Raw genomic sequence first — 15957 nt, 5'->3', positions numbered from 1 at the left:
TTGCGTAAAAACCCATTATTTTACAGTGTCTATTAATTATAGATCACGTTATTCGCATGAAAAAAACTACTGGCACTTAGAAGAGGTGCAAAAGGTTACTGGGATGGAGTATACAAATGCAAAATTAAGAAAAATGAACCTATTACTAAGCCTGACAGCACAGGATGTGGAAATAATAATTCAGTTGTGCCACTTAGATCCGCCTGATTGAAGAATGTCCTTCTTCCATATGGGGGCCTTTTCCTTTATCATGTCGATCACATATTCACACGCGAGAAATGCCTCTTTCCTGTGTTGCGAACTGACACATATCGCAACGGAATCCTCGCACAAGCCTATTTCACCGATACGGTGTATTACGTTTACGTCAAGAATCTTGTATTTATTCGTGGCGTCCTCCATTATAGATCGAATCATTTTCACCGCCATTTCAGGATAACTGTCATAAAAAAGTGATTTTACTTCTATTGAATCCGTGAATTTCCTGACTGTACCTTGAAAAGTAACGATTGCACCAGCCTTTTCACTTCTTGTTTTTTCTATTAACTCTTCAATGTTGATTTTGTTCTTCTGGATTGTGACATCCATGAATATTGATTACTTGCCTGAATAAATTTATTCCTGAAATGCGCTCACCAATGAGCCTCCGCATGCGATCTAACATTGAATCCTACTTTTAGAGCAACACTCGTGAAGCAGCGCCCAATATTTTCTGTATAATTTTTATGACAAAAGGTTTAATTATTATTCTTAGATCGAGACTCGAGGATGCTGAAGTGAAAGCAGCGACCAATATTGATGTCAAAATTGATGGAAGAGATTTTTCGTTCGAAACTCCGGATACAGTTCTTAACAAATTGCTTGAATTAGATTACGACATTCCCCATATTTGTTATCAACCTAACCTTGGTCCATTACAGTCTTGCGATTCATGCCTTGTCAACATTAACGGAAAGGTTCTAAGATCTTGTTCAACACAAATACAGGACGGTGATTCTATAGACGTCTCATCAGTCGATATCAAGAATCTTCGCACAGAGGCTGTGCAGTTGATTCTACATAATCATGAGCTTTACTGCACTGTCTGTGAAAATAACAATGGAGACTGTGCACTTCATAATGCTGTTCACGACCTTGACATAACGGTTCAGAAATATCCGTTTGAACCAAAACCATATAGTTATGATGATTCCAACCCATTCTACGCCTATGATCCGAACCAGTGCATTCTTTGTGGACGCTGTGTTGAGGCGTGCCAGGATGTACAGGTCAATGAAACCCTTTCCATAGATTGGACCTTGCCAAGACCGAGAGTTATATGGGACAAAGGGGTGCCTGCTAATGAATCGTCATGCGTATCCTGTGGGCACTGTGTTACCGTATGCCCAGTTAATGCCTTGATGGAAAAGAGCATGTTGCGAAAGGCTGGATACCTAACCAATATTGACAGAAATACAAGAAAATCCATGGTTGATGCAGTAAAGTCCGTTGAACATGAATTAACAATGGCTCCTGTAATGGCGATCAGTAATGCAGAATCGAAATTACGAGAATTCCAGATCAAAAAGACAAAAACGGTCTGCATTTACTGCGGCGTCGGCTGCTCATTTGAGATATGGACAAAAGGCAGAGACATATTGAAAGTGCAGCCGCAACCAGAGTCTCCTGCCAACGGTATTTCTACTTGCATTAAGGGAAAATTTGGATGGGATTTTGTGAATAGCAAAGAGCGCCTGAAAAACCCTCTTATAAGGGAGGGTGATATATTTAGAGAAGCTTCTTGGGATGAGGCTCTTAATGCCGTGGCAAAAGGTCTCAAGAACATAAAAAATAAGTCCGGAGGAGATGCAATTGAATTTATCGCTTCCTCCAAAGGCACAAATGAAGAAGCCTATATGGTCCAGAAGCTCGCTAGGCAGGTATTTGGAACAAATAATGTGGATAATAGTTCTAGATTCTGCCAGGCACCTGCCACGAATGGACTCTGGAGAACAGTGGGCTATGGAGGAGATGCGGGATCAATCCAGGATATCTACATGGCAGACCTTGTTCTTGCCGTCGGTACAAATACTGCAGAATCGCATCCAGTTCTTGCTACCAGAGTCAAAAGAGCACACAAGCTCAATGGACAAAAACTGATAGTTGCTGATCTCAGGATGCATGAGATGGCTAGGAGAGCGGATAAATACCTCCATCCAAAGCCTGGAACCGATATGGTATGGCTTAGTGCAATTACGAAATATATTCTTGATCAAGGATGGGAAGACCGAGAGTTTCTGGATGAAAGAGTAAACGGATTAAAGGAATACAAAAAGAGTCTTGAAAAATTTACACTTGACTTTGCAGCTGAGGTTTCTGGCATAGAGCAAGAAAGTTTGAAAAGTGTTGCAGAAATGATTCATAATGCAAAGAGGGTATGCGCCTTATGGGCTATGGGTGTTACTCAACATCAGATGGGGAGTGACACTTCTACCGCGATTTCTAATCTACTTCTTGTGACCGGAAACTATGGGAGACGTGGTACAGGAGCTTATCCTTTGAGGGGCCATAATAATGTCCAGGGAACAAGTGACTTTGGAGCAATGTCCGCCTTCCTTCCAGGCTATCAGAGTATAAAAGATCCAGAAGTAAGAGAAAAATTTGAGAAGGCTTGGAATGCTAAAATAAATCCAAACGCGGGATACGACAACAATACGTGCCTAGAGGCCATTGAGGATGGAAAAATAAAGGCTATGTACGTCATAGGAGAGGAGCTCGCGGAAACCGGCTCGGATTCTGGCTACATAAGAGAGAAGCTTTCAAACCTTGACTTCTTGGTCGTACAGGACATGTTCCTGTCGGAGACCGCCAAGTATGCCGATGTCGTTTTGCCGGCCTGTGCTAGCCTTGAGAAAGAGGGCACGTTTACGAACACAGAAAGAAGAATCCAGAGGATATACAAGGCGATGGACCCATTAGGAAATAGCAGATCGGATTTCGCTATATTCAGGGAGCTTGCCAACAAACTGGGAGTAAGTTGGAATTACAAATCACCCGCAGAAGTGATGGAAGAAGCGGCTGCACTTACACCCATGTTTTCTGGAGTTCGATATGACAGGATGGAATGGTTTAAGAGCCTTCAATGGCCTGTATCCCAAGACGGGACTGATTCACCATTTCTTTATGAAAAATCATTTGCGTTTCCAGATGGAAGAGCACGTCTCTTTCCGCTATCATATACAGAGCCGCTTACAACCTCCAAGACATATGATTTGCAACTGAACAATGGCAGGTTATTGGAGCATTTCCATGAAGGAAACGAAACCTATAAGACAGATGGCATTAGAGAGAAAGTTCCAGGCACTTTTGTAGAAATATCTCCGGCGCTTGCAACGGACAGAGGCATTTCGAATGGAGATCTCATCAAGATAACCTCTAAATGGGGATCTATAACAGTACCTGCATTGGTGACAGAAAGGGTTTCTGGGAATGAGCTTTATCTTCCTATGAACGGGCAGGGGGAACGGGGTGTAAACAATCTTACTGGTCGCATCATGGACCAGGTCAGTCATACACCAGCGTATAAAGAACTTCCAGTCAAGATTAAAAAGGTTAGCGATGGGGATGGCAATTCTCCGCTGCCGAAAAGTAACCCTAGATTTTATTCTGCTATGCCGCAAAAGGGAATTATGATTGAAAATAAATGGAAAAGAAAGGATTACGTAAAATTAGTGACGGAGTGATATAAAAATGGCAAAAAGTATAGAAACTGTGGAAAAAATTGACGACATGGATAATTTGATTGAACTTACGGGCTTAGTATCGGAACACTATGGGCAGATAAAGGAGATGATATCCTTAATTGATGTTATAGAGAAGTCAGGGATTTTAACGATAATAAAAGCGGTGTTGTCCGATCCGGACGCAATTTTGTCCGTTGTCTCCAACGAGATGTTGAGAGAATCAAACGTTCGACTTTTAAGGAATTCCTCATCTCTAGTTTCACTCCTCTCACATATAAACTCGGACAAGTTAGACAGCATTTCAAGGAGCTTGACCGAATCGATCAATGGCCTAGGTGAGACACCTAAAGCGGAAAATATAGGCATCCTCACAATTATGCAGATGATGAAGGATCCGGATATTGCTGAGGGAATTAGGTTGATGTTTGGGGTTTTGAAGGGAATAGGATCAGCAGGAAAGAAATGAATTCGGGATACGTACATAGATACCCCGGTGAATCAGGAACAATGAATGTTCCTGTTGCAATGGTTAGAAATCAGAAACTGTTGAAGCGTCGCACAGATAAAGTTGCCGTGGAGGAACCTTTGCAGATCACCGTCTCGTATAACGGATCTAAAACGAGAAATTATGCAATTATAATGAGAACACCGACAATGGACAAATTTTTAGGTACCGGTTTCCTCTTTTCCGAAGGCGCCATGAGAAGTCCCGAAGATATAATTTCAGTACGCAACGTAAAGGCCGATGGGATCGCCATAGACAATACAATAGAATTTGACCTTAAGCATGAGTTCAAAAGTGTACATGGAAGAAATTTCGTAGTGAATTCAAGTTGCGGTGTCTGCGGCAAGAACAGCGTTGATGATATATTTTTGAGGATTGGAAGGATAAACAGATCAAGCTTGCGCGTTACTTCGGATTTTATCACTGAACTGCCAAAGAGACTGATTGAATACCAGGCGGTATTTGAAGAAACAGGCGGTGTTCATGCTGCAGCAATATTCGATGAAGACGGGAAAATGCTCATTTCAGCCGAAGATGTTGGAAGACATAACGCTGTCGATAAAGTTATAGGCTATATGTTGTGGAACCATCTTTTACCTGCCTGGAACTTCATTATGCAGGTCAGTGGACGAGCAGGCTTTGAGATTGTTCAAAAAGCGGCAATTGCAGGAATACCCATAGTTAGCTCTGTCTCTGCACCATCCAGTCTATCCATAGAAGCCGCCGATGTGCTAGGTATCACCCTTATCTGCTTCGTGCGCGAAAATGGATTCAATGTGTACACTCATCAAGAAAGGATAATTTTTGAATAGATTTTATCCTCCACTTACCATTGGAAATATTGCAAGTTCGTCTCCATTCTTTAAAATCGCGGATTTATTGGTGTATTCCTTGTTTAAGGCCATAAGAAAATTATTGGATCCCGGTTTTAATTCTTTGTGTCTTTGATTCAGGATATCGACAGCATCTGCAACTTTCCAGCCGTCACTGATTTCCAGGTATTCCTCCGAGATACCAATATTATCCCTGATTGATCCAAAGTACTTTATCACTATTTTTGAGTTCATACTCTTCCTTCCAGTATGGCTCCCTTTTCATCACGGCTTCCCTGAATATACCGTCCAGCAGATCGTTACCTGAGTTGTTTCGGATTCCGGAGATAATATCCGTATAGTTATCGTCCCTCATAAGGCATGGCTTCAGTGCACCTGTAGACGTGAGCCTTATCCTGGTGCAATGCTTGCAGAATTCGTAATTATGCATGGGCTTTACGAGTTCAACTACAGCTTTCCTCCCATTAATGTTAATAGTGTACCTGGGCCGAAGATGAAGGCTATTATAGTCTACCCTCTCTGCATTTGCCTTGAGAGATGCTTCGATACCGTCAAGCGGCACGTGATATCTCAAATATTCTTCGGAATTTTCATTTTCTCGTATTGTTTCAAACTCGATCAGTTGCAATATAACTCCTTCGTTAGATGACAGTTCGATCATCCGAGGGATCTGATCTATGTTCACATCCTTCAGAACCACGAAATTTATCTTTATAGGCTCAAAACCGGCAGATTTGGCCGCTCGAATACCATTCACAACTTTATCGAGAGCATCAACGCCGGTTATGAATTGAAAACCATCACGATCTATGGAGTGCATAGATATGTTTACCCGATCAAGCCCAGCCTCCTTAAGTTTCTGAGCAAGTGACGGCAACATGATACCGTTTGTTGTCATGGAAATATTTCCTGATATGTGCTTCCTTGTTAGTTTGATTATGTCCAGAATATCGTGTCTTAAAGTAGGTTCACCGCCAGTAAATTTTATCTTATTGACACCATGTCTCGCTGCAACCTCTACAACACGCTCTATCTCTTCAGCAGAAAGTGTTTCAGAATGTACTCCAGTTCCTTCCATGTGGCAGAAAAAGCACTTAAAATTGCAGGTCGTGTTTACCTGTATTCTCATGCTGGTAACTGGACGACCATACGAATCTTTAAATGGAGACATTAAGTTATAATGATAATCTATTAATTAAACATTATCTAGCTCAGCTTACTATTTGGGCACAATCGTCACTTCCGGTTCTTAAGGGGTACTATGCTGTGAGGATTTCTCTTGTGAAAATAACCTGAAAAATATCTTCAAGATATCACGCGTATCACCTCTTATGTAATCGATGAAATCATTAGAACCGGATTTCCAGAGATCCTCGATCACCTCTCCTACCCCTTTTCCTTCCTTTATGACAAGATTCTTTTTTCTATCCAGATCCAGGCTAGAAAATGCCTCGTGCGAAACTACTTCTGAGAGTTTCCTTAGTCTATAGTCACCATCGTAGGAGTAGAGATAATCCGCCACAACATACATCATGTCTAATACATATGATGTAGCCAGATAATATTTGAATTTGTAAAGCTGTGAGAAAACGGAGTGCGATTTCAATTTCATCTGTAGAAGTGGTACGTCATAACCTGTGTGATTATAACCTATGATAATAGCAGGTTCAAGTGAAGAAACAAAGTTCCCTGACTTTATAAGAATGTTTTCTTCCTCCTCTTTACTGTCGTTCTTAGCAACAAATAGCTCAGTATTTATAGAATCTTTGAAGTAACTGATGGAAACAGCTATTATAGGCTCGTTTGTCAAAAAGTCTCGCTGCTTATGAATTAATGTTTCCAGATCTAGGGAGATCACGTGTTCATAACCATACAGTTCTATGCAGCGTCTGACCAATTCAAAATACCATGGCTTCGTGGTTTACCATGCATTCCGATTAAATAAGATTATTTGTCTAATTAACAATGTTTAAAATTTTGCTGCCCACGCTCTGTGAGAAAGTATAAGTAACGAGCACGATTTCGACTGGTCAAGATGCAATTGGGAAAAAATAATAACAAATTGCACATGAGGTAGTTTATGAGATATACACAGAGAGATTACTTCACGAAGAAGCAGAGTGATGACGAACTATCACGCGAAATAGTTAGTTTTTTCGCGGAAGAAGGTTTTAGGACTCACGAATACAAATCTGTTCATGGAAACATTGTGCAGGCTACAAAGGGTGGTATATACAGAACGATACTGGGAAGAGATAAGGCATACACGATTGTAATAAGTGAGAATGGTTTGTCACTAACTATAAGGCTTGGGGTATCACCCTGGATTGAAAGCCCAGACGACTCAAACACTGAATCGTTTTTCCAGAAACCACAACTAGCGTTTAATGAAATACCTGAAGCGCTATGGACGTACCACTTAGAACACGCTTTATGGCACTTTATAGAAACCCAGAGCAACGTAGACTGAAAATGAAGAATATATTCACCATTTCATCCCCGTAATTTTTTCGTACAAGCCAGTGTAAAGGGTAGTTACAGAACGAACCATATCTTCAGGCAGTGGTGGTATATCTGGCTCCTTTGTACCATTCTTTCTGGCATCATAAAGCGCTTTGTGATAACCAATCGAGCGGTAGTATTGCCTGACCATTTCTTTGCTGAACTCTTCCTGAGTTCCGGCCTCGTATTTCTCCCTGTCCCAGAAACGATCTTCATCAGCAGTGCCGAATGTATCGACAAGCACCGGATTTCTCTCTTCGTCAAGGGCAAATTCCTTCTTTCCGTCTACATGGATAAGCCCTCTTGAATATACGGTTGAGTTGATTTCCTCATCTATTCTGTAAATTTCGTTTCTTATCTTTTCAAGGTCCGATGGTGTAAGACCGCTTATATCACAGGCCTCAGATGCGGATACAGGGCGATCGAATTTTTCAAATTTAGTGGTGCTTTCGAAGAATGGATGAGGCAGCTTATCACCGTATGACGGGAACTTCGAAAATCCAAGATCCTGAAACTTTATCTCACCGCTTTTCAATCTATCAAACAAAGACCCAGCCACGTAATACCTGGTGACAAATTCCAGAGGAATTAGGTAATTGCTATCCTCCGGAATTGGTTTTCTTGAAAGGACCTGATACTTCTTAACCCTCATTTGGTTTCTTTCCGGCATATCAATGAAATGTGTTGGAAAACCCAAACGATCCTTCACCATTTTGAACCAAAACGTAGATGTCCTGCACAGTGACGCCCCCTTTTCCGGGACCTCGTTCGGAATTATCTTGTCAAAGACAGATATCCTATTGGAAAATTTGAACAGCAAAGTCTTACCTTCGTCGTAGACATCTTTTACCTTCCCTTTTCTGACTAGTTGCATAGATGGAGATGCTTGATATGGATATTTATCTTATGCGGACTCGGGATCCAACAAGCCAATATTCTTCGGAGTCTGGGATAGGCTCAAAGGGAGGCCTAACCTGGTCGGTACAAGTTTTACTGATCATGAAGTTGCACTACACCTGAAGTTTTGCATAGCTTTGCAGACACGCGCCTCTGCATAGGTTCCCGAGTAAAGCAAAATGTTTCAGTTGTTTTCCAATCTTTGTTTTCTTGGAGCTGACAGGGCAATTTTGGAGTTAGATTTACTAGCTGTGGCGAGAAAGTGATGAATTGGCACCAGGAAATGAAATTTAAATCTTCTATAAATTTCCGCCCGTTCCAGGAATATTCGTGTAAAACGCCTTCATACGATCGTTTACGCGCCCTGGCTTTCCGTTTTCATTTGCGTATCTTCTTACGAACTTGGGTTTCTCAAAAATATCCAGGAGTTCTTTGTCCATAAGGTCGATGTTCATAAGATAAGGCTGACCCAATTTAAACAGTATAGACTTAAGATCAAGATAATCATTTCTTGCTAAGTTATAGTTATACCAGGCTTTCTCGGAATAAGGAGGATCGAGGTAAAAGAATGCCTCTGAAGAATGATATTTCTCGAACAACTTCCTGAAATCTAGATTTTCTATACTCCATGAATGCACTGATGCCTGAATTTTTCCAAAGTTCGCTAATGTCTTCTTGATGAATGCCCCCTTTGATTTTTCGTTCTTCGTTGCATAAGTGCTGCCCATGCCTCCGAATCCTGTCGTATATAGATAAAGGCTCTCTATAAGCTCAAGTTTACGACCATGATACATGCTGTTCGCTAATAACCACCCACGAAATGACATCTTATTTCTATCTTCGGTGCTAACAAATTTTAATACTTCGTAAAGCATGGCCTTGATTAATTCTGGATCGTTTTGAATTGCAGTGAAGATATTAACAAGTTTTGCGTCTATGTCATTATACACTGTCCTTTGCGCCCCAAGGTTCAGGGATACCAGACCTGAACCGCCAAAAACATCGACTAGCATGTTAGAACCAGAGAGATGAAATAAACGCTTTATTTCTGGCAACAGCACCGTTTTTGAACCGGGGTATTTCATCAATTTTAGATACATTTTTACACTCTAACCCGAAGGTTAAATATACACCAGACACAACAAAAAAAAGATTGGAATTATCGTGGAAATATGCTTACTCCATTGCGGTAAGATTGGATTTATAGCGTTGGCAAAACGTGTTGTAATTGTGTTTATAGTCTGTCCACAGCCTTTTGTATTCTTCCGAAACTTTCCCGATTACTTTAGCAGGGACACCCACTGCAATGGCTTCATCGGGTATTTCTTGATTACTTTTAACTACTGCACCTTCCCCAATGGCTGACCAGACACCGACGCGTGAAAAATCTGAGATTGTGACATTCATTCCAACTACCGCCCAGTCATTAACTCTCCCCGTGTGTATGACAGAAAGATGTCCTATTGTTGCATGCTCACCTATTGTCGTCTTTTCACCTGGTCTGGCATGAACGACGCAATTGTCCTCTATCGCACTGTAAGCCCCTACTTCAATCTCCCCGTAATCTCCGCGAAGAACAGCCCCTGGACCAACCCAAACATTCTTGCCAATCTTTACAGCACCAATAATTGTCGCATTGGGGAATATATATGCTGTCTCATCGATCAGTGGTACCCGACCCTCAAAATTCAATATCATACATGCATGTGATAGCACCATCATTAAAAATTATTGATTTTCCAGAACATAAAAATTCTACGTACGTAAAAATTGCTGAAATAGGTTTCAAATCTTCTTAATCACATCGTATTTCATTTTGTTTGGCGGGAAGAGGAGAGAATATATCATTGTGCCTCCTTCGTACAGCGATACTGGGTATTGCAATATAAACATCAACAGACTCCACCTCTTGTTTGTCTTGAATATACCATATTGATAGAAGAAGAAGTAATTGACTGTATTGAACATTGAGAAGGCAATAATTGCATAGGAATATTGGAAATGGATAAAATACGCAGGTAAAGAAAGAAAGAAACCGACAAATCCGCTCCATCCGATTGCATACCGGTATAATGCCCAGTAAACATACTTCCTGTTTATTTTTTCTATGAATGGAGTAGCCCATAACATGGCCCAGATCCATCTTCTTCTCTGCTTGTAGAAATCCTTTGTTGACAGTGGAGGTGCAATGAATATTGGTCCAGGTATGTACCCGAATGTGTATCCATTCTTCACGATCAATTGTGCCATGATCACGTCTTCTGCACCGTAAGTTCCATAATCCCAGCCAATTTTCTCCTCGACGTCAGCCCTTATTACCATTCCCTCGCCATGTGCTGTCATGGGCTTTCCTTTGCTATTGAAGTATGCACAGAACGAGGCACACTCCGAAATTCGCCACATATCACCCAATGTAGAGAATAAATGCCTCCCGGGCTCTCTTAATCTAATATGACCTTGCCCGCTATCGTACGGCATTGAATATACGTACTCGAGATATTCTCGAGAAACCACGGAATCGTCATCCAGATGGCAAATGTAAGTCTCTTTGCCAATGCCATGTTCCTTGAACCATAAACTTCCATAATGTAATGCACGTAGTTTCGCTCTTGATTTATTTGTGCAGTTATAGTCTGCAGGAACGACGATTTCCTCTGCAGGATATGCATGCTTATCGTATGCTTCCTTGATAACAAACAACCGAATTGGGAGCATGTATGATTTGAGTATCGATAATAATTTGTCCACAACATCCGCGTTTGCACCATTCGTAGTGATTACAACAATCACTTTCCTTCCGTTGTGATAATTTTTTTGAACCAGAATTGGTGGTGGCATTTCAATATTTGATTTCCTAAGTTTACTGTGAACCCTATCAGAGTTCTTCCGGAACTGTGCAATGAGTAAAGTTGTCTGCGCCACTGCAATGGGGAAATAGAGAGTTATTATTGCGGAAGTGATAATTATGTACGTTGTTGAAATTGTAATGGGCATCAGTGTAGTATCACGTACATCGCATTAAGATTTCGTTTTTCTTCGGCCTGAATGAATGGACGAGTGTGTCAATAGGCCGATCTACAACCTAGCCAGCCGATTGATCCCGTTATTATTCTTTTTCCGATTAATAATTCAGTATTGCTGTTTCCCTAAGAGGTTCACTTTTGTAATTTGTTTTTTTTTTTTTTTTTGGATATAGCTAAAATATATCAGGTTTAATTGCACACCGGTGAAATTCCATCACACTGGAAAACATTTTATCCGCGATGAGGTTATAGACTGTATGGAAAACATTAAACCGACATGGGATCAGTACTTTATGAGAATGGCTTTTCTTGCAGCTTCACGATCAAACTGCACCAGAAGAAAGGTTGGTGCAGTTATTGTTAAGGACAGAAACGTGTTATCTACTGGTTATAATGGTCCACCTTCTGGCACCGTGCATTGTGATGTTGTTGGCTGCATTCGTGATGATCTGAATGTCCCTTCCGGTGAGAGACATGAACTCTGCCGTGGACTTCATGCTGAACAGAATGCAATCATCCAGGCAGCAGTGCACGGTGTCAGTATAGCTGGCGGAACAATATACATCACTACCCACCCTTGCGTCGTCTGCTCCAAGATGCTTATGAATGCAAAGATCCAGGAAGTTATATATGCGCAGGGGTATCCAGATGAACTTGCTGAGTTGATGCTATTAGAAAGTGATTTGAAATTACGTCGCTTCGAGTTGCCGGAAAACGAAGTAAAAGCCATGTTAGGCGATTTCTACGCCAACATCCCGGGAAGCGACTAAAGTTTTTAGATAAATAATATACTAAAAAAATTAATTAATTTTGCTCAGAGTGGCACGCCCGCCACGACTATGGAGAGTATGGTTCCATAGATTGATGTGGCAAAGTAGACTACAATAAGGGCAATATTTAGGTAACTACGCCCCTTTTCTCCTATGTTCGTGTCTTTGAATATGTTGCCAACGCCATTAAGGGCGTGGTAAGTAATGATCCACACAAAGACTATGAAGAAGAGAAGCCACCATGGATTGCGAAGGTTTTGTATGACCTGAGTAAAGAACTGAATAGGATGGCCAAAGTCGATATGCGCCACGAAAAGGTGCACGCCGAGGAAGAATATTAGGAACACCCCCGATCCAGCCTGAAACATCCTTGATATTGAACCCATTGGTCTTTTGGTTACACCATATTTGTTTTCAGTTTCCATTTAGCTCGCCCCTATAAACATGTAAGCATAGTAAAGGAACACACCAAGTACCACCATTGCTATTCCTTCAAACACTATGAACATTACCTTATTCTTCTGAAGCCCGAAGCCAAACTCATTGAGAGCAAGCCGTATTCCGTTTGCGCCGTGATAGAAAATTACCAGCGCCAGTAGGACATCAAGAACAAGGAACGAATCAAATGGCCCATATGTCACAGTTGTCACCAGCTTGTTGTAAGTTACTGCTCCGCTGAGAAGATGAGAAAGAACAAAGAGATGCAGGTAGAGGTAGAAAACTATCACCAATCCACTGAATCTGTGCATTGCAAACGCAAAATAATTCCAGCCCTTTCTATAAAATTTCACCCAACCTATAACGCCTTCATTCAGGTTCCGAACACTTTCATCCATTTTATTTTCCCCCAAATAACTTTTGAAATTCAAGACCTAACATCGAACTGCGCAATTTTTGTATCGCAAAAGAAGGATTGACCCCTTTCGGGCAAACCTCTGTGCACTCTCCTGCAAAGTGGCACCTGGAAGCGCCCTCAGTACCGCTGACGATTTCAAGTCTCATTTTCTTACCTTGATCCCTGTTATCGGCAATAAATCTCCACGCTGCAGTTAAAGGTGCAGGACCCAAATAATCCTCATCGGAACCCTCAATTGGGCACGCTGCCATGCAGAGACCACACTTGATACACATAGAATAGTCCATGTATTCATCGAATTGCTTCGGCGTCTGCAGCAATTCTTTCTGATAATTGCCATCGTCGTTTCTAATTATGTAAGGCTTAACGGCTTTGTACTTGTCAAAAAATGGATCTATATCAACAGCCAGGTCGCGCAAGATCTTAAAGTGTTTCAGAGGCTCTATAACTATCTTGTCCTCCTTAAAATTGTCAAGTACAAACGAGCAAGCCATATGCGGTTTGCCATTTATTTCCATTCCACAACTACCGCATATCTCCATACCGCACGAGTATCTAAAGGTCAGGGTTTGATCGAGATAGCCTTTGATATACAAGAGCGTTTCAAGGACCGTGGAAACCTTGTCCTTTGGCACCTTAAAAGTCTGCATACTTGATTTCCCATCTGCATCCGTTCTTTTTATTTCAACAGTATATTCATCCATTTACAAACACCTCAGTAGGACCTGACTGTCGGCTCCCACTTCGTCTTAACAACCGGTTTATAAGAAATCTGAGGACCATTGAGCGAATAAGTTGCTATTGTATGTTTCATGAAATTCTTGTCGTCCCTGTCAGGGAAATCTCTTCTGTAGTGTGCACCTCTACTTTCCTTTCTCATTATCGCGCCAATGTTAATGACCTCTGCCAGATCAAGCATAAATCCGAGCTCAAGTGCCCATTGCAGCTCCATATTAAATCTGGATGATTTATCCTCTATTGTTATTCTGTTATATCTTTCCTGGTAGGACTTGATGTTTTTAAGACCCTGCTGCAACAAATCTTCTGTTCTGAATACTCCAACATTTTTATCAAGATTGATCCTTAGGTCATCTCTGATCTTCGCTATATTTTCTCCTCCATTCCGTTTGAGAAGGTCCTCCCAGATCCTCTTTTCCTCATCCATAACCGACGAAGTATTAACACTTGTGAAATCGTGTGACTTAGCCCATTCTGCAGCCACTTTCCCAGCAACGTTGCCCAACGCAAGGCACTCATTTGTAGAGTTCGAACCTAGCCTGTTTGCACCGTGAATGCTCACGCATGCATTTTCACCGACCGCAAAAACATTTGAATAAAGTGTCGTTGTCTTAACGTTGGTGTCTATTCCGCCCATAGTATAATGTGCGGCAGGATGTATTGGTATTGGCTCCTTGTGAGCATCTATTCCATTGAACTTCTTCGCAATTTCTGTTATCATTGGCAATCTTTCATCAAGGATATCTGATATGCCAGTTAGATCCAGATACACATATTCCATATCGCCATATTCGCCTTTAATGCCTCTTCCGGCCTCTATTTCCCACATTATAGCTCTTGAAACAACATCTCTGGATGCTTTTTCGAGCTTATTTGGAGCGTATGTTGACATGAATCTTTTCTTCTCGCTATTGAGGAGAATACCACCTTCGGCCCTAGCGGCTTCGGTAATGAGGATCCCTGAGGGCACGAGCCCAGTTGGATGAAATTGCATGAATTCCATATCTTTAAGTGGGATTCCTGCCATGTAAGCTATACCATCACCATCACCAGTCACAAAATGCGCGTTTGTACTGAACTGATATAGCCTTCCGGCACCACCAGCGGCAAATACTATAGACTTTCCCTGGAAAACCACAAAGTCTCCAGTTTTTATGTTTATCGTGGTAATGGCGTTGAAGAGGTTATTTTGGACGATAAGTTTGGTAGCAAAATACTCATTGTAAAAATGTATATTTGGATACATGAGTGCTCTGCTGTAAAGCGTTTGCATAACATGAAAACCCGTCTTATCTGCAGCAAAGACGGCTCTCGGAAAACTGAGAGCTCCAAAGTCTCTCTGTGATATAGTTCCGTCCTCGTTTCTGCTCCACGGACAACCCCAATGATCCGTAGTGTAAATCTGTTCCGGAACAAGTCTAACAAATTCCTCTATAGCGTCCTGATCACCCAGATAATCACTGCCCTTAATCGTATCATATGCATGCAGATCAAAACTATCCTTTGGATTCAATACTGCGCTCGTTCCGCCTTCGGCAGCCACAGAATGAGATCGCAACGGATAAAGCTTAGAAACCAAGCCTATGGTAATCTTTGGGTCATATTCAGCCGCCGCAACAGCAGCCCTCAGACCGGCCATGCCGCCACCTAGGATAATTACATCCTCTTTAATTGTGTCCAAGTAAAATCACGATTAAGGATATCAGCGACAAATAAAGTTTTTTTCGTCCAGAAATAGTACCTAACGTTTTACCTCCATATGTAAAATAGCGATCTTTCCATTATATATTTTACATGCTTCCATAACTTTTTAATGACGTATGTGAAGAACAGGTTTTCATAATCTGCTTATCATTTTTGAGAGGAAACACATGGTATCCCAATGGTTACTAAATTGAATTCGCAATATTTACAGAGTTTTGTGCGAGTATAGATTTTCATGCGATTTCAGCACCTTTGGCTTACGCCTAGTGTAATTACAGAGAAACAGATTCTTTATCATTGCATATACCCATAATCAAGCTCTGGGCCTGCGGCGACTGTTATTGAAAAGGTTAAAATACCAGTTAGTAATACATAGTTGTCAACAATCGGTTGACAACAGGTGAGGA

The 15957-nt window shown here is 41.4% G+C and carries 17 protein-coding genes; 5 read left to right on the top strand and 12 right to left on the bottom strand.

Features of this window, described 5'->3' with window-relative positions; translation table 11 throughout:
• Positions 1-180: 180 nt before the first annotated feature.
• Positions 181-588: a molybdenum cofactor biosynthesis protein MoaE gene (locus LVQ96_07030; protein ID MCW6170908.1), complete on the bottom strand. Its 408-nt coding sequence runs from the start codon at positions 586-588 to the stop codon at positions 181-183.
• Positions 589-776: 188 nt separating this feature from the next.
• Between LVQ96_07030 and fdhF the strand changes: the two genes are divergently transcribed.
• From fdhF to fdhD, 3 genes are read left to right on the top strand one after another with little or no spacing between them, the layout of a single operon-like run.
• The gene (gene fdhF / locus LVQ96_07025) at positions 777-3722 is read left to right on the top strand and encodes a formate dehydrogenase subunit alpha (GenBank protein ID MCW6170907.1); all 2946 of its coding nucleotides are present in this window, start codon (positions 777-779) and stop codon (positions 3720-3722) included.
• A 7-nt stretch (positions 3723-3729) separates the two neighbouring features.
• Complete coding sequence (locus tag LVQ96_07020) at positions 3730-4188, top strand: DUF1641 domain-containing protein (protein ID MCW6170906.1); 459 nt, start codon at positions 3730-3732, stop codon at positions 4186-4188.
• On the top strand, positions 4185-5039 hold the full coding sequence (gene fdhD, locus LVQ96_07015; protein MCW6170905.1) for a formate dehydrogenase accessory sulfurtransferase FdhD: 855 nt from the start codon (positions 4185-4187) through the stop codon (positions 5037-5039). The genes LVQ96_07020 and fdhD overlap by 4 nt, the downstream gene beginning before the upstream one ends.
• Positions 5040-5042: 3 nt before the next feature.
• Here the strand turns inward: fdhD and LVQ96_07010 are convergent, their stop codons facing one another.
• From LVQ96_07010 to LVQ96_07000, 3 genes are all read right to left on the bottom strand, one after another.
• Positions 5043-5294, bottom strand: a complete 252-nt coding sequence (locus tag LVQ96_07010; protein ID MCW6170904.1) for a MoaD/ThiS family protein — start codon at positions 5292-5294, stop codon at positions 5043-5045.
• On the bottom strand, positions 5248-6231 hold the full coding sequence (gene moaA / locus LVQ96_07005; GenBank protein MCW6170903.1) for a GTP 3',8-cyclase MoaA: 984 nt from the start codon (positions 6229-6231) through the stop codon (positions 5248-5250). Before moaA ends, LVQ96_07010 begins: the two co-directional genes overlap by 47 nt.
• A 78-nt stretch (positions 6232-6309) precedes the next feature.
• Complete coding sequence (locus LVQ96_07000) at positions 6310-6957, bottom strand: hypothetical protein (protein ID MCW6170902.1); 648 nt, start codon at positions 6955-6957, stop codon at positions 6310-6312.
• Between the two features lie 183 nt (positions 6958-7140).
• On the opposite strand from LVQ96_07000, the gene LVQ96_06995 reads away from it, so the two are divergent.
• Positions 7141-7530, top strand: coding sequence for a hypothetical protein (locus LVQ96_06995; GenBank protein MCW6170901.1), 390 nt, complete (start codon positions 7141-7143; stop codon positions 7528-7530).
• Between the two features lie 15 nt (positions 7531-7545).
• Here the strand turns inward: LVQ96_06995 and LVQ96_06990 are convergent, their stop codons facing one another.
• The 4 genes from LVQ96_06990 to LVQ96_06975 form a co-directional block, all read right to left on the bottom strand.
• Complete coding sequence (locus LVQ96_06990) at positions 7546-8436, bottom strand: phosphoribosylaminoimidazolesuccinocarboxamide synthase (protein MCW6170900.1); 891 nt, start codon at positions 8434-8436, stop codon at positions 7546-7548.
• 322 nt (positions 8437-8758) lie between these two features.
• Positions 8759-9559 carry a DNA adenine methylase gene (locus LVQ96_06985; GenBank protein MCW6170899.1) on the bottom strand — a complete coding sequence of 267 codons (801 nt, stop codon included), beginning with the start codon at positions 9557-9559 and terminating at the stop codon, positions 8759-8761.
• A 76-nt stretch (positions 9560-9635) separates the two neighbouring features.
• Entirely contained in the window at positions 9636-10157 is a 522-nt protein-coding gene (locus LVQ96_06980; GenBank protein ID MCW6170898.1) for a gamma carbonic anhydrase family protein, read from the bottom strand.
• Positions 10158-10244: 87 nt separating this feature from the next.
• Positions 10245-11453, bottom strand: a complete 1209-nt coding sequence (locus tag LVQ96_06975; GenBank protein ID MCW6170897.1) for a glycosyltransferase family 2 protein — start codon at positions 11451-11453, stop codon at positions 10245-10247.
• A gap of 232 nt (positions 11454-11685) precedes the next feature.
• Here LVQ96_06975 and LVQ96_06970 point away from each other — a divergent pair, with 232 nt between their 5' ends.
• Positions 11686-12252 (top strand): cytidine/deoxycytidylate deaminase family protein, encoded by a 567-nt coding sequence (locus LVQ96_06970; GenBank protein ID MCW6170896.1) that lies wholly within the window; start codon positions 11686-11688, stop codon positions 12250-12252.
• A gap of 44 nt (positions 12253-12296) precedes the next feature.
• Here the strand turns inward: LVQ96_06970 and LVQ96_06965 are convergent, their stop codons facing one another.
• Genes LVQ96_06965 through LVQ96_06950 form a run of 4 tightly spaced genes read right to left on the bottom strand, consistent with a single transcriptional unit; the run spans position 12297 to position 15527 of the window.
• Complete coding sequence (locus LVQ96_06965; GenBank protein MCW6170895.1) at positions 12297-12677, bottom strand: succinate dehydrogenase; 381 nt, start codon at positions 12675-12677, stop codon at positions 12297-12299.
• Positions 12678-13088 carry a succinate dehydrogenase gene (locus LVQ96_06960; protein MCW6170894.1) on the bottom strand — a complete coding sequence of 137 codons (411 nt, stop codon included), beginning with the start codon at positions 13086-13088 and terminating at the stop codon, positions 12678-12680.
• Between the two features lies 1 nt (position 13089).
• Positions 13090-13812 (bottom strand): succinate dehydrogenase iron-sulfur subunit, encoded by a 723-nt coding sequence (locus tag LVQ96_06955; protein ID MCW6170893.1) that lies wholly within the window; start codon positions 13810-13812, stop codon positions 13090-13092.
• 11 nt (positions 13813-13823) lie between these two features.
• A complete protein-coding gene (locus LVQ96_06950) occupies positions 13824-15527 on the bottom strand; it encodes a succinate dehydrogenase/fumarate reductase flavoprotein subunit (protein MCW6170892.1) in 1704 nt (567 codons plus the stop codon).
• Between the last annotated feature and the right edge of the window lie 430 nt (positions 15528-15957).

This window comes from Thermoplasmatales archaeon, from assembly GCA_026127925.1.
Taxonomy (GTDB): domain Archaea; phylum Thermoplasmatota; class Thermoplasmata; order Thermoplasmatales; family Thermoplasmataceae; genus JAKAYB01.
This window is presented reverse-complemented; position numbering and strand designations above follow the sequence as displayed.